24 protein-coding genes and 1 pseudogene are annotated in these 26,954 nt (G+C 71.3%); 13 read left to right on the plus strand and 12 right to left on the minus strand.

From position 1 onward, the window contains the following. Positions 1-99 precede the first annotated feature (99 nt). On the plus strand, positions 100-954 hold the full coding sequence (gene kdsA, locus H8B08_RS03820; RefSeq protein ID WP_187448873.1) for a 3-deoxy-8-phosphooctulonate synthase: 855 nt from the start codon (positions 100-102) through the stop codon (positions 952-954). Between the two features lie 8 nt (positions 955-962). On the opposite strand, the pseudogene H8B08_RS19040 reads toward kdsA, so the two are convergent. Then, a pseudogene (locus H8B08_RS19040) lies at positions 963-1,048 on the minus strand (hypothetical protein); the annotation flags it as partial. Between the two features lie 16 nt (positions 1,049-1,064). Beyond that, positions 1,065-1,883: a glycosyltransferase family 2 protein gene (locus H8B08_RS03825; RefSeq protein WP_187448874.1), complete on the minus strand. Its 819-nt coding sequence runs from the start codon at positions 1,881-1,883 to the stop codon at positions 1,065-1,067. Positions 1,884-2,057: 174 nt separating this feature from the next. Here H8B08_RS03825 and H8B08_RS03830 point away from each other — a divergent pair, with 174 nt between their 5' ends. The 3 genes from H8B08_RS03830 to H8B08_RS03840 are packed head-to-tail and all read left to right on the plus strand — an operon-like array spanning position 2,058 to position 5,004. Further along, positions 2,058-2,813, plus strand: a complete 756-nt coding sequence (locus H8B08_RS03830; protein ID WP_187448875.1) for a glycosyltransferase family 2 protein — start codon at positions 2,058-2,060, stop codon at positions 2,811-2,813. Positions 2,814-2,866: 53 nt separating this feature from the next. Continuing rightward, the gene (locus H8B08_RS03835; RefSeq protein ID WP_187448876.1) at positions 2,867-3,811 is read left to right on the plus strand and encodes a lysophospholipid acyltransferase family protein; all 945 of its coding nucleotides are present in this window, start codon (positions 2,867-2,869) and stop codon (positions 3,809-3,811) included. Next, positions 3,808-5,004 (plus strand): DUF3089 domain-containing protein, encoded by a 1,197-nt coding sequence (locus H8B08_RS03840; RefSeq protein ID WP_187448877.1) that lies wholly within the window; start codon positions 3,808-3,810, stop codon positions 5,002-5,004. Before H8B08_RS03835 ends, H8B08_RS03840 begins: the two co-directional genes overlap by 4 nt. A 24-nt stretch (positions 5,005-5,028) precedes the next feature. Here the strand turns inward: H8B08_RS03840 and H8B08_RS03845 are convergent, their stop codons facing one another. Both H8B08_RS03845 and recG read right to left on the minus strand, forming a co-directional pair. After that, positions 5,029-6,063 carry a glycosyltransferase gene (locus H8B08_RS03845; RefSeq protein WP_187448878.1) on the minus strand — a complete coding sequence of 345 codons (1,035 nt, stop codon included), beginning with the start codon at positions 6,061-6,063 and terminating at the stop codon, positions 5,029-5,031. A gap of 110 nt (positions 6,064-6,173) precedes the next feature. After that, complete coding sequence (recG, locus tag H8B08_RS03850) at positions 6,174-8,246, minus strand: ATP-dependent DNA helicase RecG (protein WP_187448879.1); 2,073 nt, start codon at positions 8,244-8,246, stop codon at positions 6,174-6,176. A gap of 72 nt (positions 8,247-8,318) precedes the next feature. On the opposite strand from recG, the gene H8B08_RS03855 reads away from it, so the two are divergent. Both H8B08_RS03855 and mfd read left to right on the plus strand, forming a co-directional pair. Next, on the plus strand, positions 8,319-8,618 hold the full coding sequence (locus tag H8B08_RS03855; RefSeq protein ID WP_187448880.1) for a succinate dehydrogenase assembly factor 2: 300 nt from the start codon (positions 8,319-8,321) through the stop codon (positions 8,616-8,618). 6 nt (positions 8,619-8,624) lie between these two features. Continuing rightward, positions 8,625-12,101, plus strand: coding sequence for a transcription-repair coupling factor (gene mfd, locus H8B08_RS03860; protein WP_187448881.1), 3,477 nt, complete (start codon positions 8,625-8,627; stop codon positions 12,099-12,101). A 153-nt stretch (positions 12,102-12,254) separates the two neighbouring features. Here the strand turns inward: mfd and H8B08_RS03865 are convergent, their stop codons facing one another. From H8B08_RS03865 to H8B08_RS03875, 3 genes are all read right to left on the minus strand, one after another. Beyond that, complete coding sequence (locus H8B08_RS03865) at positions 12,255-12,731, minus strand: cupin domain-containing protein (protein ID WP_187448882.1); 477 nt, start codon at positions 12,729-12,731, stop codon at positions 12,255-12,257. Positions 12,732-12,821: 90 nt separating this feature from the next. Continuing rightward, positions 12,822-13,469 (minus strand): DsbA family protein, encoded by a 648-nt coding sequence (locus H8B08_RS03870; protein ID WP_187448883.1) that lies wholly within the window; start codon positions 13,467-13,469, stop codon positions 12,822-12,824. Positions 13,470-13,483: 14 nt separating this feature from the next. Beyond that, the gene (locus H8B08_RS03875; RefSeq protein ID WP_370545387.1) at positions 13,484-14,803 is read right to left on the minus strand and encodes a diguanylate cyclase domain-containing protein; all 1,320 of its coding nucleotides are present in this window, start codon (positions 14,801-14,803) and stop codon (positions 13,484-13,486) included. A 112-nt stretch (positions 14,804-14,915) separates the two neighbouring features. Here H8B08_RS03875 and H8B08_RS03880 point away from each other — a divergent pair, with 112 nt between their 5' ends. Together H8B08_RS03880 and H8B08_RS03885 are read left to right on the plus strand one after the other, a co-directional pair. Further along, positions 14,916-16,058 carry a CaiB/BaiF CoA-transferase family protein gene (locus H8B08_RS03880; RefSeq protein WP_187448885.1) on the plus strand — a complete coding sequence of 381 codons (1,143 nt, stop codon included), beginning with the start codon at positions 14,916-14,918 and terminating at the stop codon, positions 16,056-16,058. 139 nt (positions 16,059-16,197) lie between these two features. Further along, complete coding sequence (locus H8B08_RS03885) at positions 16,198-17,061, plus strand: YihY/virulence factor BrkB family protein (protein WP_370545388.1); 864 nt, start codon at positions 16,198-16,200, stop codon at positions 17,059-17,061. On the opposite strand, the gene H8B08_RS03890 is transcribed toward H8B08_RS03885, so the two are convergent. Further along, a complete protein-coding gene (locus H8B08_RS03890; RefSeq protein WP_187448886.1) occupies positions 17,024-17,278 on the minus strand; it encodes a sulfurtransferase TusA family protein in 255 nt (84 codons plus the stop codon). The genes H8B08_RS03885 and H8B08_RS03890 overlap by 38 nt on opposite strands. A 36-nt stretch (positions 17,279-17,314) precedes the next feature. Between H8B08_RS03890 and H8B08_RS03895 the strand changes: the two genes are divergently transcribed. The 3 genes from H8B08_RS03895 (at position 17,315) to H8B08_RS03905 (ending at position 20,107) form a co-directional block, all read left to right on the plus strand. Next, positions 17,315-17,959: a hypothetical protein gene (locus H8B08_RS03895; protein ID WP_187448887.1), complete on the plus strand. Its 645-nt coding sequence runs from the start codon at positions 17,315-17,317 to the stop codon at positions 17,957-17,959. Between the two features lie 73 nt (positions 17,960-18,032). Further along, entirely contained in the window at positions 18,033-18,926 is an 894-nt protein-coding gene (locus H8B08_RS03900) for a Ku protein (RefSeq protein WP_187448888.1), read from the plus strand. Between the two features lie 104 nt (positions 18,927-19,030). Further along, complete coding sequence (locus H8B08_RS03905) at positions 19,031-20,107, plus strand: S41 family peptidase (protein ID WP_187448889.1); 1,077 nt, start codon at positions 19,031-19,033, stop codon at positions 20,105-20,107. A 13-nt stretch (positions 20,108-20,120) separates the two neighbouring features. Here the strand turns inward: H8B08_RS03905 and H8B08_RS03910 are convergent, their stop codons facing one another. Continuing rightward, complete coding sequence (locus tag H8B08_RS03910; RefSeq protein WP_187448890.1) at positions 20,121-20,894, minus strand: pseudouridine synthase; 774 nt, start codon at positions 20,892-20,894, stop codon at positions 20,121-20,123. 37 nt (positions 20,895-20,931) lie between these two features. Further along, positions 20,932-21,651: an exonuclease domain-containing protein gene (locus H8B08_RS03915; protein WP_187448891.1), complete on the minus strand. Its 720-nt coding sequence runs from the start codon at positions 21,649-21,651 to the stop codon at positions 20,932-20,934. A gap of 110 nt (positions 21,652-21,761) precedes the next feature. On the opposite strand from H8B08_RS03915, the gene H8B08_RS03920 reads away from it, so the two are divergent. After that, a complete protein-coding gene (locus tag H8B08_RS03920; RefSeq protein WP_163259498.1) occupies positions 21,762-22,046 on the plus strand; it encodes a hypothetical protein in 285 nt (94 codons plus the stop codon). A 178-nt stretch (positions 22,047-22,224) separates the two neighbouring features. On the opposite strand, the gene mnmH is transcribed toward H8B08_RS03920, so the two are convergent. Next, positions 22,225-23,295: a tRNA 2-selenouridine(34) synthase MnmH gene (mnmH, locus tag H8B08_RS03925; RefSeq protein ID WP_187448892.1), complete on the minus strand. Its 1,071-nt coding sequence runs from the start codon at positions 23,293-23,295 to the stop codon at positions 22,225-22,227. Positions 23,296-23,357: 62 nt separating this feature from the next. On the opposite strand from mnmH, the gene selD reads away from it, so the two are divergent. Beyond that, positions 23,358-24,398 carry a selenide, water dikinase SelD gene (gene selD, locus H8B08_RS03930; protein ID WP_187448893.1) on the plus strand — a complete coding sequence of 347 codons (1,041 nt, stop codon included), beginning with the start codon at positions 23,358-23,360 and terminating at the stop codon, positions 24,396-24,398. Between the two features lie 10 nt (positions 24,399-24,408). Here selD and H8B08_RS03935 read toward each other — a convergent pair whose 3' ends face one another. Continuing rightward, the gene (locus tag H8B08_RS03935) at positions 24,409-26,916 is read right to left on the minus strand and encodes a calcium-binding protein (protein ID WP_187448894.1); all 2,508 of its coding nucleotides are present in this window, start codon (positions 26,914-26,916) and stop codon (positions 24,409-24,411) included. Positions 26,917-26,954: the final 38 nt, after the last annotated feature.

Genomic DNA, 26,954 nt, shown 5'->3' on the forward strand with positions numbered 1-26,954 from the left:
AGCTATCCGCCCTTGTCTACGCCGTTGCGTCGCGCCACTTGTACGCGCGACTTCGCGCGCCGGATCTGGCGCCGCCCCTAGGTTCGTGAGGAAAGCGCTTTGACCCGTCCCAACTCCGTCGTGGAGGTGAAGACCCCCTACGGCCGTCCCGTGCGCATCGGCGCGACCGAGAAGCTCGCGTTCATCGCCGGCCCCTGCCAGATGGAGAGCCGCGAGCACGCGCTGGAGACCGCCTTCGCCCTGAAGGAGATCGCCGACCGCCTCGACGTGGGCCTGATCTACAAGACCTCGTTCGACAAGGCCAACCGCACCTCGGCCAACGCCAAGCGTGGCATCGGCCTGGAGGGCTCGCTGCCCATCTTCCAGGAGATCCGCGAGAAGACCGGCCTGCCGACCCTGACCGACGTGCACGAGGCCGAGCACTGCGCCGCCCTGGGCGACGCGGTCGACGTGCTGCAGATCCCGGCGTTCCTGTGCCGCCAGACCGACCTGCTGCTGGCCGCCGCCGCCACCGGCAAGGCTATCAACGTCAAGAAGGGCCAGTTCCTGGCCCCCTGGGACATGAAGAACGTGATCGCCAAGATCACCGGCGCCGGCAACCCGAACGTCATGGCCTGCGAGCGCGGCGCCTCGTTCGGCTACAACACGCTGGTGTCCGACATGCGCGCCCTGCCGATCATGGCCGAGATCGGCTGCCCGGTGGTGTTCGACGCCACTCATTCGGTGCAGCAACCGGGCGGGCAGGGGACCTCGTCGGGCGGCCAGCGCGAGTTCGTGCCGGTGCTGGCCCGCGCGGCCGTCGCCGTCGGCGTCTCGGCGGTGTTCATCGAGACCCACCAGGATCCGGACAACGCCCCGTCGGACGGCCCCAACATGGTGGCCTTGAAGGACTTCGAGGCGCTGGCCGCCGACCTGCTGGCCTTCGATGCGCTGGCCAAGAAGCGCGCGGCCTGAGCGGCGGTCCGCCCTCGTCCTTCGACAAGCTCAGGATGAGGGCGACTGAGCTGCAGTAGCAATCCTCATCCTGAGCCTGTCGAAGGACGAGGATTTCGGCCCCTGACGGATCAGGCCGCCTGCTGGTCGCGGGCGGCCTTTTTCGTTTCGGCTTCGCGGTTGAGATGGATCTCGTACATCTTGGCGTCGCGCAGCCAGCGGCCGTGCGCCGCCAGGGCCGAGAGCACCACGCCGTACGTGCCGCCCCGCCACAGGCCGCGCATGATGAAGTGCTTGAAGAAGTAGAACGGCAGGCCGAACCACACCCGCACCTCGGTCTGCCAGCGCGCCTTCAGCTTGCTCTCACGGGAGCGCACGGTGCTGACCTTGTTCATCTTCTCCGCCACGTGGGCGAAGTCGCGGAACGAGTAGTGCAGCACGTCGCCCTTCAGGCGGCCGATCGGAACGCCGGCGGGGACGGTGAACTGGTCCCAGGCCTTGTGGTCGGGGATGCGGATCACGCGCCGGTCGTAGAGCTTGCGCCGGTAGGCGTGCAGGAAGTCCCACCAGGGCTCGCCCACCGGCGGAGCGGTGATCAGCTTGAACTCGTAGATCGGCTTGGGCGGCTCGCCGTTGGCGAACAACTGGCGGATCTCCTCGGCGAGCTTCGGCGTGATGATCTCGTCGGCGTCGAGGTCCAGCAGCCAATCGTGTTTGGCCGCGTCCTCCCCGACGCGCTTCTGGGGGCCGTTGCCCAGCCAGGGCTGGCGCACGACGCGCGCGCCCAGGCTTTCGGCGATCTCGATGGTGCGGTCGATCGAGCCTGAGTCGACCACGACGATCTCGTCGGCGACGGCCTTGGCCGCCTCGATGACGCGACCGATCATCCGCTCTTCATTCTGGGTGCGGATGTAGCAAGTCACGGGGGCGGGCTGGGCGAACTGCGTCATGGACCGATCCAAGGATTCCGTGCAGACTTGGCCGGTCGGGATAGGCCGGGCGTGCTTGGAAACACAATAGCGCGTCCGTGACTGAGGCGGAAACAAGTCGCCGCACGCCGTGCCATTGACGCGATTTCCAGCTAACATCCGGCCAGTAGCACCGCCTTTCGGGGGGCGATCATTTTGCCTAAGTCCGTGACCAGCGCGTTTCCTCCCTTCACCGTCGTCGTGACCAGCTGCGGGCGTTTCGACCTCCTGCGCCAGACGCTGGACTCGTTGCTGGCCAACATCGACGTGCGTCCTGAGAAGGTGCTGGTGATCGAGGATTCCGGCGACGAGGCGGTCCGTGACGCGCTGAAGGGCCTGGACGCGAACGTCGAGGTGATCGTCAACGAGCAGCAGCTCGGCCAGATGAACGCGATCGACAAGGTCTACGGGCAGGTCACCACGCCGTACGCCTTCCACTGCGAGGACGACTGGCAGTTCGAGCGCGGCGGCTTCATCGCCGAATCGTTCGCCATTCTGAACGCCCGCCCGGACGTCAGCATGGTGGGCCTGCGCCCGCGCTGGGAGCTGAACCCGCTGGTGCGCAACATGCCGCGCGAGACCCTGGGCGAGGTGGAGTACTTCACCCTCGATCCGCGCCTCCACCCCGAGTACTTCAGCTATTCGTTCAATCCAGGCCTGCGCCGGATGGCCGAGTACCACCGCTTCGCCCCGATGGCGGCGCGCGGCTGCGAGGCCGACGTGTCCTTCGCCTTCAAGCAAGCCGGTTTCCGAATCGCCAACCTCGAGCATCCGGCCGTGACCCACATCGGCTGGGGCCGGCACGTGGACGATCCTTCCAAGCGGCCCAAGGCCCGCACCATGCTGGCCAAGCTCAACCGGTCCATCCGCAAGCGCATCAAGCGCCTGCGTCGCGCGGTCGGCGCCGCCTGAGCCCCGGCTCAGGTCGCGTTGCGCCGCCGGGGTTCGGACGGTAGGGAACGGTCATGGCGAAACGGCAGGCGTCTCCCGCCCAACATCTGCTCTGGCGCATCGAGGCGCTCGGATTCGACGCGATCAACGGCCTGTTCCGGCTGCTGCCGGTCGACTGGGCGTCGGCCTTCGGCGGCTGGCTGCTGAAGACCATCGGGCCGCTGAACAGCGCCAACCGGACCGCCGCGCGCAACCTCGAGCTGGCCTTCCCCGAGAAGGACGAAGCCTGGCGCCGCCGGGTGCTGAAGGCGCAGTGGGAGAACGTGGGCCGCGCCTTCGCCGAGTTCCCGTCGATGGACCGCCTGCGCCCCGAGACCGGCCGGGTCGAGCTGGTCAACGGCGAGCGCCTGCAGGAGATCGCCGCCAACCGCGAGCCGGTGGTGTTCATCTCCGGGCACTTCTCGAACTGGGAGGTGATGCCGGCCGCCATCATGGCGGCGGGCGTCGAGTGCCTGATCACCTACCGGGCCACCAACAACCCCTATGTCGACAAGCGCATCCGCGAGGGCCGCGCCCGCTACGGCGTGCGCCTGTTCGCGCCGAAGGGCGAGAGCGCGCGGGAGCTGATGGAGGCGCTACGCGAGGGCGAGTCGGTGGCGCTGATGAACGATCAGAAGTTCAACGCCGGCCTGCCGCTGCCGTTCTTCGGCCACATCGCCTACACCGCGCCCGGGCCGACCCGCATGGCGCTCAAGTACGACGCGGTCCTGCAACCCATGTCGGTGCAGCGCACCAAGGGCGCGCGCTTCCGCGCCGTGGTGCACGAGCCGATCCGGTTGGAGCACAGCGGCGACCGCGCCGCCGACATCGAGGCGGGCGTGCGCAAGGTGAACGCCTTCATGGAAGAGCGCATCCGCGAACGCCCGGAGGAATGGTTCTGGGTCCACAAGCGCTGGCCGAACGAGGTCTATAAGGCCCCGACCGCGCCGGAGCGCCCCGCCGCCGATCCCGTCGCATGAGCCCGTTCGCCGCCATCCCCCGCCTGAGTTTCAAGCAGTGGCTGGTGGCCGCCGCCGGCCTGTTCCTGTTCGTCCTGGTGGTCGGCGCGCTGGTCTGGCGCGACGACATCCTGCGCACGGCGCTGGATCCGAAGGTGCCCTACCAGACCTACGATCCGCCGCCGGCCCCCGACTACGGCCGCCGCGAGGCCTGGGCGCTGTTCCCGGAGAATCCGGATCAGTGGGCCCCGGCCGACGTCTTCTTCGTGCACCCGACCACCTATGACGGCGGTCGCCACTGGAATGCGCCGATCGACGAGCCGCGCGCCAGCCTGACCATGCAGCGGATCATGGCGCCCAACTACGCCGGCCCGTTCACCCGGGTCGGGCGGGTGTTCGCGCCGCGCTACCGGCAGGCCAGCCTCTACGCCTACCTGACCCGCCGCGACGACGCCCAGGACGCGCGGCGCTTCGCCTACGGCGACGTGCGCGAGGCGTTCAAATGGTGGCGCGCGCACCAGGACCGCGGCCGGCCGCTGATCCTGGTCGGGGCCGGGGACCAGGGCGGCCTCTTGGCCGAGCGGCTGCTGCAGGAAGAGGTCGTGACCGACCCGGACCTGCTGAAACGGCTGGCCGGCGTCTATTTCATCGATGCGGCCGCTCCGGCCGAGCCCTACGGCCCCGGCGCGCCGGTGCCCGCCTGCGCGCAGCGCGAACAGGTGCGCTGCGTGGTCGGCTGGGCGCAGGTCACCGCGGGCGATCCGGAAGGCCCGAAGGCCCGGCTCGAGCACGCCATGATCTGGACGCCCGGCGGCCTGCTGGAGCGCCTCTACGACCGCCCCGTGCTGTGCGTGAATCCGCTGCTGGGCGCGGCCACCACCGACGAGGCGCCCGCGCGCCTCAACCTGGGCGCGGCCAACGCCACCGGCCTGGAATGGGGCACGCGGCCGGCCTTCCTGACGCGCCAGGTGTCGGCCCAGTGCAAGGACGGCCTGCTGGTCGTCAGCCGCGCGAAGTCGCCGTCCCTGCGCCCGGCGGGCTCCTGGACGGATCGGAAAAAGTCGCCGCCTTACAATCTGTTCTACGCGGACATTGAAGCCGACGCTCAGGCGCGGGTGGCCAAGATGCTTAACCGCAGAGACTTCCCCCAGCCCGCGCCGCCCATCGAGGTGTCGGTCGAGGTCGGCGCTTCGCCGGTGCACCGGGTCGACTGAGCAGGTCTCTTTCAGGCTGCTTTCTCAGGCCGCCTTCTCTGGCGCGAACACCTGCAGCGCGCGCGACAGGCGAAGCGCGCCGATCTCGAACCCGAACCGCTCGCGGGCTTCCGCCTGGGCCAGTTCCGCCCGCCGGCGGCTTTCCGGCCAGTCGTCCAGAGCCGCCTGGATCGCCTCGGCCAGCCGCCCGGGATCCTCCGAGGGCACGAGCCGGGCCATGTCCTTGCCGCCGAGGATCTGGCCGGGGCCTTCGATGTCGGTCGAGACCACCGGCACGCCGGCCGCCATCGCCTCGATCAGCACCAGGCCGAACGACTCCATCCGCGAGCTCAGCACGAACAGGTCCAGGCCGCCCAGGAAGGCGCTGGGATTGTCAGTCCAGCCCGGGAAGCGCACGACGCCTTCCAGGTCTAGCGCCGCGGTGCGGGCTTCCAGCTCCCGGCGCAGATCGCCTTCGCCGGCGATGTCGAGGATGAAGTCGACGCCCCGTTGCTTCAGCAGGGCGGCGGCCTCGATCAGCACGTCGAAGCCCTTGGAGGGGTGAAGCCGCCCCAGCGCGCCGATGCGCACCGGGGTCTTCGGTTCGGCGCGGACCGGGGCGAACCACAGCCGGCCGAAGTTCTCGACCAGGCTCAGCGGCGTGTCGGGAAACTGCTCGCAGATCCCCGAGGCGACCGGCTCGCTGGCGGCGATCAGCAGATCGGCCTCGGCCATCTCGTCCTTGAAGCGGAAGTTGTGGGCGACGAAGGCGATCTTCGGACGCGGCCAGACCAGCGGCGAGCGCGCCAGCCGGAAGGCGCGCACGCCATGGACCAGCACCACGTCAGGCGCGAACCGGCGCAGCACGTGGCCGAGCCCCGCGGCCACGCCGAAGTCGCCGCCGAAGCGCCCGCCCGCCGCCTGGAAGCCGCCGTCGGGAAACTGCTTCGAGAACCAGCTGTTGCGCCGGCCGATGGAGAGAACCAGGTCGCCGGTCTCCGACAGGGCGTCGTGATAGCGCCGGGCCATGGCCTCCAGGCCGCCCTGGCCCCGGCTGAGCATCACGTTCGCCACGCGCATGGCCGTCGTACCCTCGAAGACTGGAAGTACTGGCGCTCAGGACGCCGCTGCCGAGCACCTGAAAATCCGTCGGACCTCTTAGCGCAATAGGCGAGGGGCCTCCACTGCACTCATGCCGGCGCGTTGGACCGGTCCGCGCGCCAGTCGAACAGCTCGCTCAGCACCCGCAGGCGTCGCCCCCGTTCGCTCTTCAGCTCCGGATCGCGGCCCAGCACCAGCCGCGCGTCGTCGGCCGCGGCCAGCAGCAGGTCGCGATGGGCGATGGGATCGGCCATCCGGTAGTCGGGGAAGCCGCTCTGCTTGAGGCCCAGCAGGTCGCCGCCGCCGCGCAGGCGCCAGTCCTCTTCGGCGATCTGGAAGCCGTCCTCGCTCTGGCGCAGCACGTCCAGCCGCGCCTTGGCGGTCTCCGACAGGGGCGCGTCGTAGAGCAGGATGCACGAGCTCTCGCCCGAGCCGCGGCCGACCCGCCCGCGCAGCTGGTGCAGCTGGGCCAGGCCGAAGCGCTCGGCGTGCTCGATGACCATGATGGTGGCGTTGGGCACGTCGACGCCGACCTCGACCACGGTGGTGGCGACCAGGATCGACAGCTCGCCGGCCGCGAAGGCGGTCATCACCGCGTCCTTCTCCGGCCCCGGCATCTGGCCGTGCACCAGCCCGACCGGCGCGGCCAGGCGTGCACGAAGGGTCGCGGCGCGGGCTTCCGCAGCGGCCAGGTCGGCGACCTCGGACTCGGCCACGAGCGGACAGATCCAATAAGCCTGCGCGCCCGCCTTCACCGCCGTGTCCAGCCGGGCGGCGATCTCGTCGATGCGGGCGGTGGGGACGGCGGCGGTGGTGATCGGCTTGCGGCCGGGCGGCTTCTCGTCGAGGCGCGAGACGTCCAGGTCGCCGTACTGGGTCAGCTCCAGCGTGCGCGGGATCGGCGTGGCCGACATGGACAGCAGGTGCACGCCCGCGCCCTTTTCCTGCAGGCGGCGGCGCTCGTTCACCCCGAACCGGTGCTGTTCGTCGACGACCGCCAGGGCCAGCGCCTTGAACGTAACCTCGTCCTGGAACAGGGCGTGGGTGCCGACCGCCACCTGGGCCGAGCCCTCGGCCAGCGCCGCCAGCTTGGCCTTGCGGCCCGCGCCCTTGTCGCGGCCGGTCAGCAGCAGGCCGGTCAGGCCGGCCGACGCCAGCAGCGGCTCGATCCGCTCGAAGTGCTGGCGGGCCAGGATTTCGGTCGGGGCCATCAACGCGGCCTGGAAGCCCGACGAGGCCGCGTCGGCCATGGCCAGGACGGCGACGACGGTCTTGCCCGAGCCCACGTCGCCCTGCAGCAGCCGGCTCATCCTGTGGCCCGAGCCGATGTCGGCGCGGATGTCGGTCATGGCCCGCTGTTGCGCGCCGGTCAGGCGGAAGGGCAGGGCGGCCTCGACCGCGGCGGAGCGCTCGCCGGCGCGCAGCACCGGGGCGGCCACGTGGCCGCGCTCCAGCTTGCGGCGGATCATGGCCAGCTGGTGGGCCAGCAACTCGTCATAGGCCAGCCGCTTGCGCGCCGGCGCGTCGAGCGACAGGTCGCGCTCGCTCTCCGGCCCATGCAGGGTCGCCAGCGCCTCGCGCCAGGACGGCCAGTCGTTGCGGTCCAGCCAGGCGCCGTCCTGCCATTCCGGCAGCTCGGGGGCCTTCTCCAGCGCCATCTGCACCAGGCGGCGGAACTGGCGCGAGCTCAGGCCTGCGGTCGCGGGATATACCGGCTCGACCGGCGGGATCTCGTCGGCGCGCTCAGGCGGCAGCATGTAGTCGGGGTGGGCCAGCTGCACCTCGGCCCCGAACCGCTCGACCTTGCCGCTGACGACGCGCTGCGTGCCGATCGGCAGCGCGCGCTCGACGGTGTCGCCATAGGTGCGGAACCACGTCAGGTGCAGGAAGCCGGTCCCGTCGAAGGCGCGCACCTTGTAGGGCACGCCGATCTTGCGCGGCTTCTGGTGCTGGTCGATCGTCACCTCGAAGGTCTGCACCTCGCCGTCGCGCGCCTGGGCGACGGTGGTGCGCTCGCGGACGATCAGGTTGTGCGGCGGCACGAACAGCAGGTCGCGCACGATCGGGCCGGCCAGCCGCTCGACCAGCGGGGCCACCTTGGCGCCGACGCCCTTCAGGGTCCCGATCGGCGCGAACAGGGGAAAGAGAATCTCCGGCCGCATTCCATAAGCATAGCTGGCGAACGTCGCCGCAGAACGCTATCTCCCGCGCTCGATCTCGCAAGGTTTTCGTCCATGTCCGGGCCCGAACACGCCGTCCGCCTGAAGAAGCTCACCTTCCGCGCCTGGCATCGCGGCATGCGCGAGGCGGACCTGATCCTCGGGCCGTTCGCCGAGCAGCACCTGGGAGGGATGTCGGAGGCCGAGCTGGACGAGTTCGAAGCGCTGATGGAAATCCCCGACACCGACCTCTACGCCTGGATCGTGGGCCAGAAGCCCGTGCCGGCCGAGCACCAGAGCCCGCTGTTCGAACGGATCCGCGCGTTCCGCTTTGAAGCCCGCGGCGCCGTCTCTCCCGAGCGCTGGGGCGGCTGAGGACCTATGGCTGATCTGAAACGCATCGCTCAGGCCGACGGCGGCCTGGAACTGGCCGGCGCGCCGGAGGGCTTCGACGCGCTGGTCATGGCCGACGTCGTGCGCACCCGCGGCGGCGTCACCGCCTTCGTGGCGCGCGACTACGCGCGGGCCAACGCCTTCGAGGACGCCCTGCGCTTCTTCGCGCCGGACCTGAGGGTGCTGCGCTTTCCGGCCTGGGACTGCCTGCCCTACGATCGGGTCAGCCCTTCGCCCGGGCTGGCGGCCCAGCGCATGGCCGCTCTGGTCGAGCTGTCGCGCCGCGACCCGGCCGACAAGAAGGCGCTGCTGGTGCTGACCACCGCGCCGGCCCTGATGCAGCGGGTGCCGCCGCGCGAGGCGATCAAGGCCGCCTCCTACCAGACCAAGCCGGGGCGCGACGTCGACGTCGCCGACCTGGAGAAGTACTTCGCGGTCAACGGCTACCAGCGCGCCTCCACCGTCTCGGAGCGCGGCGAGTACGCCATCCGCGGCGGCGTCATCGACGTCTATCCGCCGGGCGCCGAGGAGCCGGCCCGCCTGGACCTGTTCGGCGACACGCTGGAATCCATCCGCGCCTTCGATCCCGAAAGCCAGCGCTCCACGCGCCAGCTGACCGAGATCGACCTGCTGCCGGTCAGCGAGGCCCTGCTGGACCCGGCCGCCATCTCGCGCTTCCGCCAGAACTATCTGGAGACCTTCGGCGCGCCGGGCGACGATCCGCTCTACGCCGCGGTCAGCGAAGGCGCCCGCCGCCAGGGGCTGGAGCACTTCCTGCCGCTGCTCTACGAGCGCCTGGAGACCGTGTTCGACTACCTGCCGGCCAAGTCGCTGGTGGCCCTTGACCACCTCGCCGCCGAGGCGCGCGACGAGCGCCTGGCCATGGTCGTCGACGCCTATGAGGCGCGGCTGGCCACCTCCAAGACAAAGGGCGGCGGCAACTACCGCGCCCTGAAGCCTGAGGCCCTCTACCTGACCGCCGAGGAGTGGGACGCGCGCGTGGCCGAGCGGCCGTCGCGGCGCTTCAGCCCGTTCCAGCGCGAAGGCGCCGAAGGCGTCGTCGACCTGGGCGCGCGCCTGGGCCGGACCTTCGCGGCCGAACGCCAGCAGGACAGCGTCAACCTGTTCGAGGCCGTCGCCGACCACGCCCGCAAGCTGGCGGGCGAAGGCAAGCGCGTGCTGTTCGCCTCCTGGTCGGACGGCTCGTCCGACCGCCTGGGCGCCATGCTGGGCGACCACGGGCTGAAGGACGTCCGCGCGGTTCCCAACTGGATCGACGCGCGCGCCTCCGATCCGAAGAAGCCGCTGCGAGTGGTGCTGCCGATCGACACCGGCTTCATCACCGACAGCCTGGCGGTCCTGTCCGAGACCGACATCCTCGGCGACCGCCTGGCCCGTCCGCGCAAGCGCCGGCGCGCCCAGAACTTCCTGGCCGAAGCCTCCTCGCTGTCGCCGGGCGACCTGGTCGTTCACATCGACCACGGCATCGGCCGCTACGAGGGCCTGAAGACGCTTGAGGTCAACGAGGCCCCGCACGACTGCCTGGAGCTGCAGTACGGCGGCGAGTCCAAGCTCTATCTGCCGGTCGAGAACATCGACCTGCTGACCCGCTACGGCTCGGACTCCGAGGGCGTGATCCTCGACCGGCTGGGCGGGGCCGCCTGGCAGGCCCGCAAGGCCCGCGCCAAGGAGCGGCTGCGCGAGATGGCCGGCGGCCTGATCAAGATCGCCGCCGCCCGGAGCCTGAAGACCACCGAGGAAGTGCCCACGCCGCAGGGCGTGTTCGACGAGTTCTGCGCCCGCTTCCCCTACGAGGAGACCGAGGACCAGCTCAACGCCATCTCCGACGTGCTGGAGGACCTCTCCGCCGGCCGCCCGATGGACCGGCTGATCTGCGGCGACGTCGGCTTCGGCAAGACCGAGGTGGCGCTCCGCGCCGCCTTCGTCATGGCCATGAGCGGCCGCCAGGTGGCGGTGGTCTGCCCGACCACGCTGCTGGCCCGCCAGCACTTCAAGACCTTCTCGGATCGCTTCCAGGGCTGGCCGGTGAAGGTGCGCCAGCTCTCGCGCATGGTCACCACCAAGGACGCCAACGAGACCCGCAAGCAGCTGGCCGCCGGCGAGATCGAGCTGGTGGTCGGCACCCACGCCGTGCTGGCCGAGCAGGTCAAGTTCAAGGACTTGGGCCTCGTGATCGTCGACGAGGAGCAGCACTTCGGGGTCAAGCACAAGGAGAAGCTCAAGGAGCTTCGCGCCGGCGTGCACATGCTGACCCTGTCGGCCACGCCCATCCCGCGCACCCTGCAGATGGCGCTCAGCGGCATCCGCGAGATGTCGATCATCGCCACGCCGCCGGTCGACCGCCTGGCGGTGCGCACCTACGTCACGCCGTACGATCCGGTGGTCGTGCGCGAGGCGCTGCTGCGTGAAAAGTACCGCGGCGGCCAGGCCTACTACGTCGCGCCGCGCCTGTCGGACCTGCCGGACCTGGAGAAGTTCATCCGCGAGCAGGTGCCCGAGGTGAAGGCGGTGGTCGGCCATGGCCAGATGACGCCGACCCAGCTGGAAGACGTCATGAGCGCCTTCTACGACGGCAAGTACGACGTGCTGCTGTCGACCACCATCGTGGAGTCCGGCCTCGACATCCCGACCGCCAACACCCTGATCGTGCACCGGGCCGACATGTTCGGCCTGTCGCAACTGTATCAGATCCGCGGCCGGGTCGGCCGGTCCAAGCAGCGCGCCTTCGCCTACCTGACCACGCCCGTCGACAAGCCGATGACGCCAGGCGCGGAGCGGCGGCTGAAGGTGCTGCAGTCGCTGGACAGCCTGGGCGCCGGCTTCCAGCTGGCCAGCCACGACCTGGACATTCGCGGCGGCGGCAACCTGCTGGGCGAAGAGCAGTCCGGCCACATCAAGGAAATCGGCGTCGAGCTCTACCAGCAGATGCTGGAGGACGCGGTCGCCGAGCTGCGCGAGGCCGGCGGCGAGGACCTGTCCGATGCGCGCGGCTGGTCGCCCCAGATCAACGCCGGCGCGGCCGTCCTCATTCCCGAGGAGTACGTGCCCGACCTGAACGTGCGCCTGGCCCTCTATCGCCGCCTGTCCGAAGCCGAGAACCTGGGCGACCGCGAGGCGCTCGCGGCCGAGCTGATCGACCGCTTCGGCCCGCTGCCGGAAGAGGCCGCTCAGCTGCTGAAGGTGGTCGGCGTGAAGGGGCTGTGCCGCCAGGCCAACGTCTCGAAGATCGACGTGGGGCCGAAGGGCGCGGTGGTCACCTTCCGCAACGACACGTTCTCGAACCCGATGGGGCTGGTTCACCTGGTCCAGAAGAACGCCGCCAACTGGAAGATCCGCCCCGACCAGAAGATCGTCGTGAAGGGTGAGTGGCCGACCCCGGAAATGCGCCTCAGCGTCGCCGAGAAGATCGTCGGCGAACTGGCCAAGGCGGCGAAGGCGGCGTGAGGCTAAGAGTCCTCTCCCTCTGGGGGAGGGGGCCGCCGAAGGCGGTGGAGCGGGCTTCAGCTTGGCGCGGCGGTAGCCGTCGCGCCAAGGCGAGCCCCCCATCGCCGCCTGACGGCCGCTCCTCCCTCCAGAGGGGCGAGATCCAAGCGCGTCCTACTTGCCCTTCTTCCGCGGATCGTCGGCGGGGTTCACATAGGTGATGTCGAACGGCCCGGTGCTGTTGATCTGCACGACCGATTCCTCGGCGGCCCAGGCGTAGTGGTGCATGCTTGGCTGCAGGGTGAAGAAGCTGCCCGGCGGCAGCTCCTGCGCCTGCGCGCGATCGGCCTTGGCGCCCATGCCCAGGTGGAACTGGCCCGAGAGCACGGTGATGGCTTCCATCGACGGGTGCGAGTGGGCGGGGATTTGATAGCCCTTTGGCAGCTTCAGCCGGATTACGAACGGGCCGGCCTTGCTCGGGTCGCCGTAGAGCACCGCCGCCTCGGCGCCCGGCGGCAGGGACGGGGGCGCCGGTCCCCATTTGACGTCCTGCGGCCTCAGGACGACGTCCTTGCCGTGCGACTGGGCGAGGCTCGCGTCGGCGGTTCCGCCGACGAGCGCGACTGCGAGACAAAGGGTGGCGAGTTTCATGCGGACCGCTCCGGCCGGCTTCTGACGCCGCTACAACCGGGCGTCGGGCCGACGTGATCCACTCCGGGCCGGGCGAGCGGCCTGAACGCCTCAGGCCGCCGCCAGCTCCAGCGCCTTGTCGATGGCCAGCGCCAAGCCTTCCGGCCGCTCGGCCCCCGACACGGCCACGCGGCCGCCGAAGATGAAGAACGGCACGCCGGTGACGCCCATGCGCGCGGCGATCTCGTATTCGCGGGTGACCAGGTCGGCGCCCTCGCCAGACTTCAGCCACTCCAGCATGCCCTCGCGGTTCAGGCCCGCCTGGGCCGCCACGTCGGCCAGCACCTCGACGTCGCCGATGTCGCGCAGGTCGGTCCAGTAGGCGCGGAACAGCAGGGTGGTCATCAGCGCCGCGTCGCCGCGGGCGCGCGCCCACATCAGCAGACGATGCGCGTCCATGGTGTTGGGGATCTTGGCGACCTCGCGCAGCTTCATGTCGAGGCCGGCGGCGCTGGCCATGCCGGCCAGCCGGTCGTGCACCTCGTCCAGGCGGGCCTTGTCCGGGAACTTGGCGGCCAGGTGAGCGGCGCGGTCGCGGCCCTCCGCCGGCGTGCTCGGGTCCAGCTGGAACGGCCGCCAGGTGATCGCCGGCGCGACGTCCGGGCGCTGCTCCAGGGCGAGCTGCAGGTGACGCCAGCCCACATAGCACCAAGGGCAGACAAGGTCGGCGACGAAGTCGACGGTCAGCGGGGTTTTCATCCCCGCTAGATGGATCAGCCGGCGCGCCGCTGCAACGTCTCTGCGGCGGCGCGTTCCAGCGCCTGGGCCGGGGTCTCGCCCGGCAGCAGCTGGGCGGTGCCCACTTCGAACTCGGCGACGAAGGGCGGGAGGCCCGGGCCGGCTTCGAAAGCGGTGCAGCCGATCACCGCGGCGATCCGCTCGCCGACCAGGCGCGCCGCGCCCTGGGCGGTGGCGGGCAGGGCCAGGGCGAACACTTCCGGGGCCAGTCGCGCCGCGGTGTCCTCTGAGCGCACCAGGCGCGAGATCATCGAGCCGATCTGCGGCATGGCCTTGTCCAGCCAGCCGTCCTCGCGGGCGCGGGCGACCTCGGGCCGGTCCGCGACCTTGAGCAGGCAGACCGACAGCGGGCGGTTGCGGCCGCGGGCGGCGGTGGTCAGCCGGGCCAGGTGGGCGGCGAACAGGTCGCGCGAGAACAGGCCGGTGGCGGAATCCATCAGGCCCGAGCCGCGCGCCTTGTCCAGCGCCTCGCGCACGCCGATCTGGCGGCGATAGGCCTTGGCCAGGGCGACGATGCGCTGGGCGGTCTGCATCTCCGGCACGTTCGGCCCGGCGATGTCGGTCACCCCGCGGTTGAACACCTCGGCCAGATCCAGCTGGTCGGGCGAGCGGACGTAGAGCAGGTTCGGCACGTGGTAGAGGCGCGTGTTGCGCCGCATGCCCGACGCGATGGCCAGCGCCTCGCCGTGGTCCTCGCCGCCCCACAGCACCACGGCGTCGAACGGCCGGTCGTGCATGTAGTCGAAGGCGGTGTAGGGGGTGAAGGCGCCCACGACCTCCGCGCCGCACTGCTGCAGGGCGTTGGCCAGGGCCAGGAACTTCGGGGCCGGGTCGCCGACGGTGAGGACCTGCACCGGGCGGGCCTGCTCCTGCGGGGCGGCCAGCGGCGCGTCGCGCTCGGTGAAGGTCTCCTGGCGCAGCTCGAACTCTTCCTCGGCCACCGCCGTGCGGACCAGTTGCTCGAGGCGCAGCGCGATCTGCACCGGGTGCAGGGGCGGGGCCAGTTGCAGGTCGTAGGCCGTCGGGTCCAGCGGCGCGGCCGGCACGCCGATCGCCATCACCGGAATGCGGCGCGGCGCGCAGGCTTCCTTCAGCCGCCGGCCGAAGTCGTAGAGCTCCGGCTCGTGGCCGGCCACGTCGACCACCGCCGCTTCGATTTCGAGATCCTGCAGCGCCGCCACGGCCGCGAACGGCCCGGAAGCGGTCACGGTGCTCCAGCCCAGCCGGTCGAGCCCCTCGGCGAGGGGGCCGGCCAGGCCGTCGTCGGCCGCCACGATCAGTACGCGCGCGTTCACCCCGTCCCCCACGCACCTCGCCCAGCCCCGAGCGAGGGTGAATCTGCTAAGGCGCACACTACAGGCGCGCGCCCGCCCCGCAAGCGCGCCAATGGGTTAAGGGAGCCGTCGAATGGAGCCGCGCGCGCGATCGGGACCGCTTACGGGCGTCCGGGTGCTGGAATTTGCGGGCCTCGGGCCTGCGCCGTTCTGCGGCATGCTGCTGTCCGACCTGGGCGCCGACGTGGTGCGCATCGACCGCAAGGGCGGGGCCAGTCTGCTCGGCCGGTTCGACGTGACCGCTCGGGGACGCCGCTCGGTCGCCTTCGACCTGAAGCAACCGGCCTCGATCGAGGCCTGCCTGCAGCTGTGCGAACGCGCCGACGCCCTGATCGAGGGCTATCGGCCCGGCGTGATGGAGCGGCTGGGCCTGGGACCCGAGCCGGTTCTGGGGCGCAATCCGAAGCTGGTCTACGGTCGAATGACCGGCTGGGGGCAGAGCGGGCCGCTGGCCCCGCGGGCCGGCCACGACATGAACTACCTGGCCCTGACCGGGGCGCTGCACGCCATCGGCACCGAGGACAAGCCTGTCCCACCCCTGAATCTGGCGGCCGACTACGGCGGCGGCGCGCTGTACCTGGCCTTCGGCCTGCTGGCCGGCGTGATCTCGGCGCGCGAGACCGGGCGAGGGCAGGTGATCGACTGCGCCATGACCGACGGGGCGGCGTCGCTGATGTCGGTGATGTGGGGGCTGAAGGCCGCGGGGATGTGGCGCGACGAGCGGCGCGCCAACCTGCTGGACGGCGGCGCGCCCTTCTACGACACCTACCAGTGCGCCGACGGCGAGTGGCTGTCGGTGGCGCCGATCGAGCCGCAATTCTTCGCCGTCCTCCTTGAGAAGACCGGCGCCACCGGCGTGGACCCGGCCCGGCAGAATGACCCGTCCGCCTGGCCCGAGCACCGCGAACGCTTGGCCGCCCTGTTCAGGACCCGCACGCGCGACGAATGGCGCGCGCTGCTGGAGGACACGGACGCCTGCGTCGCGCCGGTGCTATCCATGGCCGAGGCCCCGGCGCATCCGCACAACCTGGCCCGAGAAACCTACGTCGAGCGCGAGGGGATCGTGCAGCCCGCGCCGGCGCCGCGCTTCTCGGCCACCCCCGGCGCCATCCAGGGGCCGCCGCCCGAAATCGGCCAGCACACGCGTGAAGCTTTGCTGGGCTGGGGATTCGATGCGGCTGACCTCGATCGGCTCGCCGATCAAGGGGCGATTTGACCAATATTGGGACGCTTCTTGGGCGTGTATGGCTTCGCCGTCGCCGAAAAGCTTGTAGATTTCGGTCAGGGAACGGAGAGGCTTGGTGGCGATCGTCAGCCGCGAAAGGGCGCAGGCCGGTAGGCGCTGGTTAGGCGTGGTGGGCCGCGCTTTTGGCCGCCTCTGGGGCCGTGACGTCATGCTCTACGTCGGCGGCGTGTCGTTCTTCGCCCTGCTAGCCGTGTTCCCGGCCATGGTGCTGCTGATCGGCCTCTACAGCCAGATCTTCACGCCGGCGCAGGCGGCCGACCAAGCCGCCGCCCTGTCGCACATCGTTCCCGCCGGGGCCCGCGCGATCTTCGAGAGCGAGCTGACCCGGCTGACCCAGACCTCGGTGCGGACCGCCTCGGCCCAGTCGGCCTTCGCCGCCGTCATCGGTGTCTACGCCGCCCACCGGGGGGTGAAGGCCCTGCTGGCCGGCCTGACCTTCATCCACGACGAGGAGGAGCCGCTCGGCTTCGTGCGCTTCAACGTGCTCGTCTTCGTCGTCGCCATGGCGGCCTTCGCGCTCTTCACGGTGGTGACGGGCGCGATCGTCACCGCTCGGGTGGTGAAGAAGATGACCGAGACCGCGCCGTTGCAGCACGTGCTGCCGTTCGACAGCGAGTGGCTGTGGGCCGGCGCGGGGCTGATGTTCGGCCTGACCGCGCTCTATCGCTTCGCCATGTCCCACAGCGGCAAGGTGGTGTGGCCGGCGGCGATCACCGGCGGCGTGGCTGCCACCGTGCTGTCCATGGGCGCCTCGGTGGCCTCGGCCTTCTACGTCGACAAGGTGGTCGAACTGGGCGCGACCTACGGCTCGGTCGGGGCGGTGGTGGTGTTCCTGATCTGGCTGTCCTGGAACGTGAACGCCATCTTCCTGGGCGGCGCGCTGGCCACCGAGGTCGAGATCGCGCTCGACGCCTATCGGGCCGAGGCGCGCGGGGTCAGCCTGCAGCCGGCGGAACAGGCCGTCGCACCGTAAAGGCGACCGCGCGGCCTTCCTCGCGCGTCTCCACCAGTTCGAAGCCGGCCTGCCGGGCGAAGTGCGGCACGTCCACCCGCGCCATCGGGTCGTCGGCCAGCAGGGTCACCAGGCCGCCGGGCGGGGTCTTCTCCAGCGCGCGGCGCAGGCGAAGGGTCGGCGCGGGGCAGCGGTGGCCGCGGGCGTCGACCAGGGTGGGGGAGGGCGATTCAGTCACGCTCTTCCCTTAACCGAATCCGGCCATGCTGCGCACATGGACCCGAGGTCGCGCCGCTTCCTGAATGTTTTCGCCGCCGCCCTGGCGCTGGCCGCCCTGGCCGCGCCGGGCCGCGCCCAGGCGCCGCGCATGGCGCCCGACTTCTACATGACCGTGGCGGTCGCCGGCTTCGAGCGGCCGATGGAGGTGCGCCAGTCGGGCCTGAAGCGGCGGACCGACGTCGCCACCGGGGCGGTGGTGCAGACCTTCATCTCCGACCGCGCGCGCGGCGTGCTGACCGTCATGACCGCGGCCGGGCGCCGGCGCCTGGCCGTTCTGTTCCCGCTGCCTCAGCAGGAGGTCAACGCGCCCCTGCCGCTGGACATGTCCATGTTCGCCGACGCGCGCCTGAACCGGCTGGGCGCGGCCAACGTGGCCGGCCGGCCCTGCACGGTCTGGCGCTATTCGGGCTATGTCGGCTCCAACGGCACCGCCTGCGCCACCGCAGACGGCGTGGTGCTGCAGTTCAAGCCGGACGGGCGGCGCACGCCGCTGTTCCAGGCCACCGCCATCACCTTCGCGCGCCAGGATTCCACCTGGTTCAACGTGCCGCCGGACTATCAGATGGCGGTGCTGCCGGGCATGGGGGGCGCCGCGCCGGCCTTGCGTGCGCCCGCCGCTCCCGCCGTGCCCGCGCGCTGAACGAAAGCCCCGCCGCGGGCGTTTCCCGGTCGAGAGCGGCTTCGCGCCGCGGCTTGACGGAAAGGAAGCGGAGATGCCCGCCGCGCGTCCCACCTGGCAGGGGCACCTGCGCCTCTCGCTCGTGACCTGTCCGGTCGCGCTGTATCCCGCGACGTCGCGGACCGCCGACATCTCCTTCCACCTGATCAACCCGCAGACCAACAACCGCATCCGGATGATCACCACCGATCCGGACACCGGCCCGATCGAGCGCTCCAGCCTGGTGAAGGGCTACGAGTTCGAGAAGAACCAGTACGTGCTGTTCACTCCCGACGAGATCGACGCGGTGAAGATCGAGAGCACCAAGGTCATCGACATCGAGCGGTTCGTGGACCTGGCCGACATCGACCGCCTCTACTGGAACGACCCGTACTTCCTGGTGCCCGACGGCAAGATGGCGGCCGAGGCCTACGCCGTGATCCGCGAGGCGATGAGCAAGTCCGAGCGCGTGGCCCTGGGCCGCGTCGTGCTGCATTCGCGCGAGCGGCTGGTGGCGCTGGAGCCGCGCGACCGGGGCCTGGTGGCCTACACGCTGCGTTCCCACGACGAGGTGCGCAGCGCCGCCGACTTCTTCCGCGACATCCCCGACGCCCAGCCGCCGGCCGCCATGGTCGAGATCGCCAGCAAGATCATCGAGCAGCTGGAGGGGCCGTTCGAGCCGGAGATGTTCCGCGACCGCTACGAGGACGCCCTGCGCGACCTCATCCAGTCCAAGCTGAAGGGCAAGGCCAAGACCATCACCGCGGCCGAGCCCGAGGACACCGAGGTCGACGACCTGATGGAGATGCTGAAGCAGAGCCTGCAGCGCTCCTCCTCCACCGCGCGTCGGCCCGCCGCCGCCAAGCCCAAGGCGAAGGCGCCGCCGCCCAAGCGCAAGCCTCCCAGCGAGCCGGCGCGCCGGGCCAGCGGGGGCACGCGTCGGCGTTAGTCGCATTTTCATCGCATCGCCGAGGCTGGTCGCGGCTTGGTCGCGATCGGATTGCGCCAGCGCGGCCCGCGGCATGAAGTGGCTCCACTGCTAAGGAGCACTTCATGCGACGCCTGTTGCTGGCCGCCGGCTCGGCCCTGATCACCGCGTGCGCCGCTGTTCCGGCGCCAGCCCAGACCGTTTCCGCCCCGCCGGCCGCGAGCGCGCCGGCCCAGCCGCTGGACGCAGCCGAACGCCGCCAGGTGGTGGAACAGCTCGCCGCCAAACTGGACAGCGACTTCGTGTTCGCCGAGGTCGGATCGCGCTACGCCGCCACGCTGCGGTCCCACCTGGCGGCGGGCGCCTATGACGGTCTGAGCGATCCGGCCGCCTTCGGCGACAAGGTCACCGCCGACCTGCAGGCCGTGTCCAGGGACGGCCACCTGCGCCTGGCCCCGATGAGCGCCTTCACCGCGCCGCGCCCGGCGCCGGCCGCGGTCGCGGCGGCCCCGGTCAGCACCCGCCCCAGCGGCCCGCCCGGCATGGAGGAGGCGAAGATGATCGGCGAGGTCGCCTATCTCCGCTTCAACATGTTCCCGCAGGACCCGGCCGTGGCCGACGCGGCGCGCGCCTTCCTGCTGGCCCATGCCGACGCGAAGGGGGTGATCATCGACGCCCGCCCGCACCGCGGCGGCGGGTTCGAGGTGATGAACGCCATCCTGCCGCTGCTCTATCCGGAGCGGACGGCGCTGGTCCGGCTCGAGACGCGAGCGGGCCCCGAGGCCGAGGACCCGGTCGTCGACGGGAAATACTTCATCCAGCGGCCGTCGGCGCCCACCGTGGTCGTCTGCGACCACGTGGTCACGCCCGACAAGGCCGAGGCGCGCCTGCAGCACGTCCCCGTCTACTACCTGACGTCCGGCAAGACCGCGTCGGCCGGCGAACACCTGGCCCTGGCTTTCAAGCGCACCCACCGCGCCACCCTGATCGGCGAGACCACCCGCGGGGCCGGCCACAGCGGCAGCCTGCAGCCGATCGGCGACCGCTTCGCCGCCTTCATTCCGGTGGGCAGGACCTTTGACCCCGACACCGGCTGGGACTGGGAGGGGAAGGGCGTCGCGCCCGACGTCGCGGTTGCCGCGGACCAGGCGCTGGACGAGGCGCTGAAGCGCCTCACGGCGGCGGGCGTGAAGACGAGCTGAGGATGCGCCCAGCCTAGCGTCCCTGGCTCCCGGCGATCAGCGCCGCGCGCTCTTCGGCGGTCAGCGGCCGCCACATGCCTTCGGGCAGGTCGCCCAGCTTCAGCGGGCCGACGCGCACGCGGTGAAGGTCGACGACGCGCAGGTCGACCAGCTCGCACATGCGACGGATCTGGCGGTTGCGGCCTTCCTTCAGCACGAAGCGCAGGCGCTGCTCGCCGATCAGGGTGACCTTGGCCGGCTTCAGCTTGCGCCCGTCCAGCTCCAGGCCGTGACGCAGCAGGCCGATCTTGCGCTCGGTGATCGGGCCTGAGACGCGGACCAGGTATTCCTTGTCCAGCTCGGAGGTCGGCCCGATCACCGCCTTGGCCACCACGCCGTCCTCCGAGAGGATCAGCAGGCCGCGGGAGTCGAGGTCCAGCCGGCCGACCGGGGCCAGCTTGTGCTCGAAGCCCGGCGTGACAGCGCTGTCGCCCCACAGGGCGGCGCGGGTCAGCAGCTTCACCGCCGGGATCTGACCATGCTCGGGCTGGCCGGAGACGTAGCCGGTCGGCTTGTGCAGCATCACCGTCAGGCTGGATTCCAGCTTCGACGCGCCGGCGTCGGCCAGGGTCAGGGTCTGGCCCGGTTCGATCTTGCGGCCCGGGTCGGTGACCGTCTCGCCGTCGATCGAGACCAGCCCCTGGGCGATCAGCCCCTCCGCCTCGCGCCGCGAGCACACGCCGCTCTGCGCCAGCCAGCGGTTGACGCGTTGCGGTTCGGCTTCGTCGTAGCGGCGGGTCCAGGACATGGGCGGTGTCTAGGGCCGCCCTCGCGCTTCGACAAGCTCAGGCCGCCGGCGCCTCGACCAGCCCGCGCTGCTCCATCTCCTGGCGGGCGCGGGTCAACACGTCGGCGTTCATGTCGGCCTGGGTCAGCATCCAGCGCAGATAGTCGGCCGGCACCGCCGTCCAGGGCTTGCCGCGGTGCTTGCCGAACGGGACGACGTGCAGTTCGCGCGGGGCCTCGGTCCAGGCCAGCATGTCCTCGACGGACGCGGCGGCCAGCAGGTCGATCAGGATGTGGGCGGTGACCCAGGCGTCAGGCCCGGCCCGATGCGGCGGCATGGCCAGGGCCGGGTCGAGCCGCAGGCCCCGCCAGTAGCGCAGCACCTGGTTCGAGAAGCCGGGCGCCTCGGGCCAGGCGCGCTTGGCCGACTTCACCGTGCAGATCCACGGCACGTCGTCGGTCACCGCCGGGGTGATGTAGCCGCGCTCGAAGCTGGCGTTGTGGGCGACCAGGGCGTCGGGCCGGCCGCCGGCCCAGACCAGCTCGCGCAGGAGATCGGTATTGCAGGCCGGCATGTCGGGCGGGAAATCATCGGGCGTCAGGTGGTGCACGGCCATGGCGTGCACGGTGATCTCGCCCAGCGGCCGCAGCAGGCGGGTTCGGGGAAGCTCGGCCCGCACGCCGTGCTCGTCGGCCACCACGTCGACCACGCCCACCTCGATGATCTCGGCCTCCGGGCCGCCGGCGGTGGTCTCGATGTCGATGACGCGAAGTCTCATGTACGGGCTCGGGCGCGAATCCGGGGAAGTCCCGCCAGCATATAGGCGTTCGGGCCGCGTCAGGATCGGACGTATTGACCGCAGGCCCCGGCTCAGGCGAGGAGCCGCCCATGGCGAGCGGATGGATGATCGGGGTGATGGTCGAACGGCCGGGCGAGACCGGCTTCGTGCGGCACTACTACGCCGTCGGCCAGGAGGACCGGGCCCGGGCTGAGTGGGCCGCGGTCGACGCCGCCCTGACCCTGGGGCGCATCGCGACCAGCCCGGTCGACGGCTGGGAGCCGGTGCAGGCGGTGGATCCGCTGCCGCCCAAGACAGTTCAGGCGCTGGGCCTGCGTCCGGGCCAGATCCGTGCGCTCGGCGACAAGTGGCCCCGCCGCTGGCTGGGGCGGTGAAACTGAGCGGGCTTCATATCCAAATCTCCCGTCCTCCCGGCCGGACGCCCGCGTAGCGGGCGGTAGAGCCGGGACCCAGCAAGCACGCGGCTTGTTGCAGCGCGGGATCGCAGCATTCAGGTCGAGCTTGCTGGGTCCCGGCTCTCTGCTGCGCTTCGCTGCGGCCGGGATGACGGTTTTAGACTTTGTACCCTTCCACCAACCGCCCGACGACGTCAGCAGCGCGCTCCTGCGAGCCGGGGTCGAGGGTCGGCAGGGTGATCACGCCCAGCCGCGGCCGCACGTCCTCGCGGCTGGAACGACGGTAGGCGGGGTCGTAGTGCGACTCGATCAGCGCCTCAGCCAGGGCCGAGAAGGCGCGCGTGTCCGCCAGACGACGCCATTCCTCCAGCCGCTCGCGGCTGTGGTGGCGGGGCAGACGGGCCAGCGCCGCGTGAAGCGCCGCCCGGTCCTCGGCCAGGTCGCGGTAGGTCTGGGCCAGATAGGTGGCGCGTTCGGCAGTCGGCGCGCAGACCTCGATCCGAGCCGCGGTCTGCATGGCCCGCCACAGCACCGGCGGCAGCATGATCTCGCCGATCTTGCTGGACTCCGCCTCGACCACGACGGGACGGTTCGGATCCAGCCGCTCCAGCGCCGCGAGCAGCCGGCTCTCGAACAGCTTCTGGCCGGGCTGCGGGCGGCCGGGCAGGGCGCCCAGCAGCGAGCCGCGGTGCTCGGCCAGACCTTCCAGGTCCAGCGCCTGAACCCCGCGTTCGGCCAGCCGGCCCAGGATCTCGGTCTTGGCCGTGCCGGTGCCGCCGTCCAGCAGGATCAGCTTCGGCGCGGGCGGCTCGCCGTACAGCCGCTCGGTCACGTGCCGGCGCCAGGTGCGGTAGCCGCCGACCAGCAGGGTGGTGCGCCAGCCGACCTGGGAAAGGATGGTGGCCATGGCGTGCGAACGCTGGCCGCCGCGCCAGCAGTAGACCAACGGCTGGAAGCCGCTCGGCCGGTCGGCCAGGGCGCCGTCGAGGTGGGCGGCGATGTTGCGCGCCACGTGGGCCGCGCCGAGGCGGCGGGCGCGGAACTTCGACTCCTGGACGTAGATCGTCCCGACCTCGGCCCGCTGGGCGTCGTCCAGCACCGGCAGGTTCTCCGCGCCCGGCAGGTGATCCTCGGCGAACTCGCCGGGACTGCGCACGTCGATCACCGCGTCGAAGCGCGAAAGCGCTGCGGTGTCGATCGCCTGGAGCCGGTGGATGGTGTCGGTCATTCGGCGCAGCTATAGGCCGTTTGCGGGCCGGCGTGCAGCCTCCGGGCCCGGAAGGAAGGCCCATGATCGAAGCGCCCCGTCTGACCTCGCTCGCCCACGGCGGCGGCTGCGGCTGCAAGCTGGCCCCGGCGGTGCTGCGCGACATCCTGGCCGGCATGCCGGCGGCGGCGGCCTTCCCGAACCTGCTGGTCGGCACCGAGACCTCGGACGACGCGGCGGTCTGGCTGCTGAACGACGACCAGGCGCTGGTGGCCACCACCGACTTCTTCATGCCGGTGGTGGACGATCCCTACGACTTCGGCCGTATCGCCGCGACCAACGCGCTCTCGGACGTCTACGCCATGGGCGGCAAGCCGATCCTGGCGCTGGCCATCGTCGGCATGCCGGTGAACACCCTGCCGGTTCAGACCATTCAGGGCATTTTGGCCGGCGGCGCCTCGGTGTGCGCGGCGGCCGGCGTCCCGATCGCCGGCGGCCATTCCATCGACAGCGTCGAGCCGATCTACGGCCTGGTGGCGCTGGGCCTGGTGCGGCCGGACAGGGTGCTGACCAACCGCGGCGCGCGGATTGGCGACGTCCTGATCCTGACCAAGCCGCTGGGCGTGGGCGTGCTCAGCGCCGCCTTCAAGAAGGGCGAACTGGACGAGGCCGGCTACGCCGCCCTGATCGACACCACCACCCGGCTGAACGCCGTAGGCGCGGAACTGGCCGAGACGGCCGGCGTGCACGCGGTCACCGATGTCACCGGCTTCGGCCTGCTGGGCCACGCCCTGGAGATGGCCCGCGGCTCGGGCCTGACGGTCGAGCTCGACGCCGCGGCCGCGCCGCTGATCGCCGGGGTCGAAGCCATGGCGCGAGCCGGCGTGCGCACCGGCGGCGCGGTGCGCAACTGGGCCAGCTACGGCGACTTCGTTCGGGCCGAGAATCTGGACGACTGGCGCCGCGACCTGCTGTGCGATCCGCAGACCAGCGGCGGCCTGCTGATCGCGGTCGCGCCGGAGCAGGCGCACGCCGTGCTGGCGCTGGCGCGCGCTCGCGGCTTCGCCGCCGCGGCCGTGGTCGGGCGTGTGCTCGACGGGCCGGCCGAGGTGCGGGTGCGGTAGGGGCCTGCGCCTACAGCCAGTCGCCGAAGCTGTCGTTCGGCTGCGGTCCGGCCAGCAGCACGTCCTCGGGGCGGAGCATGTCGGCCCACACGCCGTGCAGCACCACCGTCGCGCCCGCCAGGCGAATGTACAGGTCGTCGCCCTTCTGGACGGAGGCGGCCTGCAGGTCCTGGAACGTCATGTCGCCGAAAGCCGTCAGGTCCAGCAGGTCTCCGCCCGGCCCGCCGGCCCCCTCGAAGTCGTCGATCGTCGCCGTGCCCGGGCCGGCGATCACGAACCGATCGGCGCCGCCGCCGCCGACCAGGCGGTCGGTTCCGCCGCCGGAGACCAGCACGTCGGTCCCCGCGCCGGCCATCAGGACGTCGTTTCCGAGTCCGCCGTCCAGCCAGTCGTCGCCGCCCGCGGCCCACAGTTCGTCGTTCCCGGGGCCGCCGGACAGCCGGTCTCGGCTGTCCGAGGAGCTGAGGTGGTCGTCGCCGTCGCCGCCGTCGAGCACGGCCGCGCCGCTGCGGCTGGAGATCCAGTCGTCGCCGCCCATTCCCCAGATGGTCTCGTCCAGGCCCTCGGCGCCGTAGATCGCGTCGGCGAAGGCGGTGCCGCGGATCTGCTCTACGCCGGCGAAGGTGTCGCCGGCCGCGTCCCAGTCGCCGTAGCCGCCCTGTAGGTTGATGAACACCGCCCGCGTCGAGCCCGAGTAGTCCACCAGGTCGGCGCCCGAGCCGCCTTCGAAGCGGTCGGCGCCGGCGCCGCCGACCATCACGTCGTCGCCCCCACCGCCGTTCATCACGTCGTCGCCGGCCCCGCCGTCCAGCCGGTCGGCGCCTTCGCCAGCCAGCAGGACGTCGTTGCCGAGCCCGCCGTCCAGTTGGTCGTCGCCGCCCCCGGCCGACAGTTCGTCGTTGCCGGCCCCACCGTACAGTCGGTCCTTGCTGTCCGAGGAGATCAGGTGGTCGTTTCCGTCGCCGCCGTCGAGCACGGCCGCGCCGCTGCGGCTGTAGAGCCAGTCGTCCCCGCCCATTCCCCAAAGGGTCTCGTCCAGGCCGTCGGCGCCGTAGATCGTATCGGCGAAGGCGCTACCGCGGACCTGCTCGATCCCGACGAAGGTATCGCCGGCCGCGTCCCCGCCGCCTGCGCCTTGCATGTCGACGACCACCGCCTGGGCTGAGCCGGTGTAGTCCGCCGTGTCGACGCCCGAGCCGCCGACGAAGCGGTCGGCCCCGGCGCCGCCGACCAGCACGTCGTCGCCCGCGCCCCCGTCCAGCACGTCGTCGCCGGCCCCGCCGTCGAGGGTCTCGCCCGCGTCCGTGCCGGTCAACCGGTCGGCGAAGGCCGAGCCCGCCACGCGTTCGATCGAGACCAGGCCCGCCGTCTTCATGGCGAAGACCACACCCTGGGCCGCCCGGGCGAAGCTGACCGTGTCGAACCCGTCGCCGCCGTCCAGCCGATCGTTCCCGTCGCCGGCGTAGAGCACGTCGTCCCCGGCGCCGCCCACGAGCACGTCGTCCTGGCCGCCGCCGTCCAGCGCGTCGTTTCCGTCGCCGCCGCGAAGCGTGTCGCGGCCCAGGCCGCCCAGCAGTTCGTCCGCGCCAGCGCCGCCGTCGAGGATGTCGGCCTGGTCGCCGCCGTCCAGCAGGTCGTCGCCGTCGTCGCCGAAGAGCCAGTCGCTGGAATCGCCGCCCCAGATCCGGTCCGCGCCCGCGCCGCCCGTCAGGATGTCGTTGAAGCGCGAGCCGTAGACCAGGTCGTCGCCGTCGCCGCCGTCGGCGCTCGAGGCGTAAGCCTCCTGCAGCGGGGGCCCGTCGGCGCCGCTGTCCCCGTTGACGCCCAGATTGTACCCGACCCGCAGGACGTCGTCGCCGCCACGCCCCAGCAGGACGTCCTGTCCGGAGATTCCCTCAAGCACCTCGTCGGCGTCGCCGCCGGCCAGCCTGTCGTTCCCTTCGCCGCCGATCACGTGTTCGATCGACACCAGGGTGTCGCCGTAGGCTGCGCCGCCGGTGACGCCGGTCAGGAGGTCGACGTAGACCGGGTCTGGTCGGCCGGTGTGGTACTCGATCGTGTCGAACCCGTCGCCGCCGTCGAACAGGTCCCAACCGCCGCCGTCGCCGACACCCCAGAAGAAGTCGTCGCCGCCGCCGCCGTACATCCGATCGTCGCCGCCGCCGCCGATAAAGCGGTTCGCCTGATCGTCGCCGATCAGCAGGTCGGCGCCGCGGCCGCCGTAGAGGTTTTCGATCCCGACCAGCACGGCCGTGGTCACCCCGTTCGAGGCATATCCCTTGGTCAGGTCGAACACGACGCCGCCTACGCCGTCGTAGTAGACGCCGTCGATACCGTCGCCTCCGTCGAGCAGGTCGTCGTCACCGGTCCAGCGGAGCACATCGTCGCCGGCCCCGCCGAGAAGATCGCCGCGGGCTTCCGTCCCGACCGTCAGGTCGTCATCCGGGCCGCCCGCTGCCGGAAGGTCGGTTCCCTTGAGGAGCGAGGGCGGCGAGGGCAGGTCGGCGAGCGAGCGCATGGGCGTCTCCGATCGAACGGCGCGGTTCGCCAGAGCAT

Origin of the sequence: Caulobacter sp. 17J80-11, assembly GCF_014349105.1 — a bacterium.
In the GTDB taxonomy this organism is placed as follows: Bacteria; Pseudomonadota; Alphaproteobacteria; order Caulobacterales; family Caulobacteraceae; genus 17J80-11.

Coding starts and splice junctions, on each gene's coding strand:
- H8B08_RS03915 (WP_187448891.1), bottom strand. CDS start 21,651: ATGAGACTTCGCGTCATCGACATCGAGACCACCGCCGGCGGCCCGGAG.
- H8B08_RS03895 (WP_187448887.1), top strand. CDS start 17,315: ATGGACCCGAGGTCGCGCCGCTTCCTGAATGTTTTCGCCGCCGCCCTG.
- mnmH (WP_187448892.1), bottom strand. CDS start 23,295: ATGACCGACACCATCCACCGGCTCCAGGCGATCGACACCGCAGCGCTT.
- selD (WP_187448893.1), top strand. CDS start 23,358: ATGATCGAAGCGCCCCGTCTGACCTCGCTCGCCCACGGCGGCGGCTGC.
- H8B08_RS03900 (WP_187448888.1), top strand. CDS start 18,033: ATGCCCGCCGCGCGTCCCACCTGGCAGGGGCACCTGCGCCTCTCGCTC.
- H8B08_RS03935 (WP_187448894.1), bottom strand. CDS start 26,916: ATGCGCTCGCTCGCCGACCTGCCCTCGCCGCCCTCGCTCCTCAAGGGA.
- H8B08_RS03910 (WP_187448890.1), bottom strand. CDS start 20,894: ATGTCCTGGACCCGCCGCTACGACGAAGCCGAACCGCAACGCGTCAAC.
- H8B08_RS03880 (WP_187448885.1), top strand. CDS start 14,916: ATGGAGCCGCGCGCGCGATCGGGACCGCTTACGGGCGTCCGGGTGCTG.
- H8B08_RS03840 (WP_187448877.1), top strand. CDS start 3,808: ATGAGCCCGTTCGCCGCCATCCCCCGCCTGAGTTTCAAGCAGTGGCTG.
- mfd (WP_187448881.1), top strand. CDS start 8,625: ATGGCTGATCTGAAACGCATCGCTCAGGCCGACGGCGGCCTGGAACTG.
- H8B08_RS03905 (WP_187448889.1), top strand. CDS start 19,031: ATGCGACGCCTGTTGCTGGCCGCCGGCTCGGCCCTGATCACCGCGTGC.
- H8B08_RS03855 (WP_187448880.1), top strand. CDS start 8,319: ATGTCCGGGCCCGAACACGCCGTCCGCCTGAAGAAGCTCACCTTCCGC.
- H8B08_RS03835 (WP_187448876.1), top strand. CDS start 2,867: ATGGCGAAACGGCAGGCGTCTCCCGCCCAACATCTGCTCTGGCGCATC.
- H8B08_RS03920 (WP_163259498.1), top strand. CDS start 21,762: ATGGCGAGCGGATGGATGATCGGGGTGATGGTCGAACGGCCGGGCGAG.
- H8B08_RS03870 (WP_187448883.1), bottom strand. CDS start 13,469: ATGAAAACCCCGCTGACCGTCGACTTCGTCGCCGACCTTGTCTGCCCT.
- H8B08_RS03845 (WP_187448878.1), bottom strand. CDS start 6,063: ATGCGCGTGGCGAACGTGATGCTCAGCCGGGGCCAGGGCGGCCTGGAG.
- H8B08_RS03825 (WP_187448874.1), bottom strand. CDS start 1,883: ATGACGCAGTTCGCCCAGCCCGCCCCCGTGACTTGCTACATCCGCACC.
- H8B08_RS03865 (WP_187448882.1), bottom strand. CDS start 12,731: ATGAAACTCGCCACCCTTTGTCTCGCAGTCGCGCTCGTCGGCGGAACC.
- recG (WP_187448879.1), bottom strand. CDS start 8,246: ATGCGGCCGGAGATTCTCTTTCCCCTGTTCGCGCCGATCGGGACCCTG.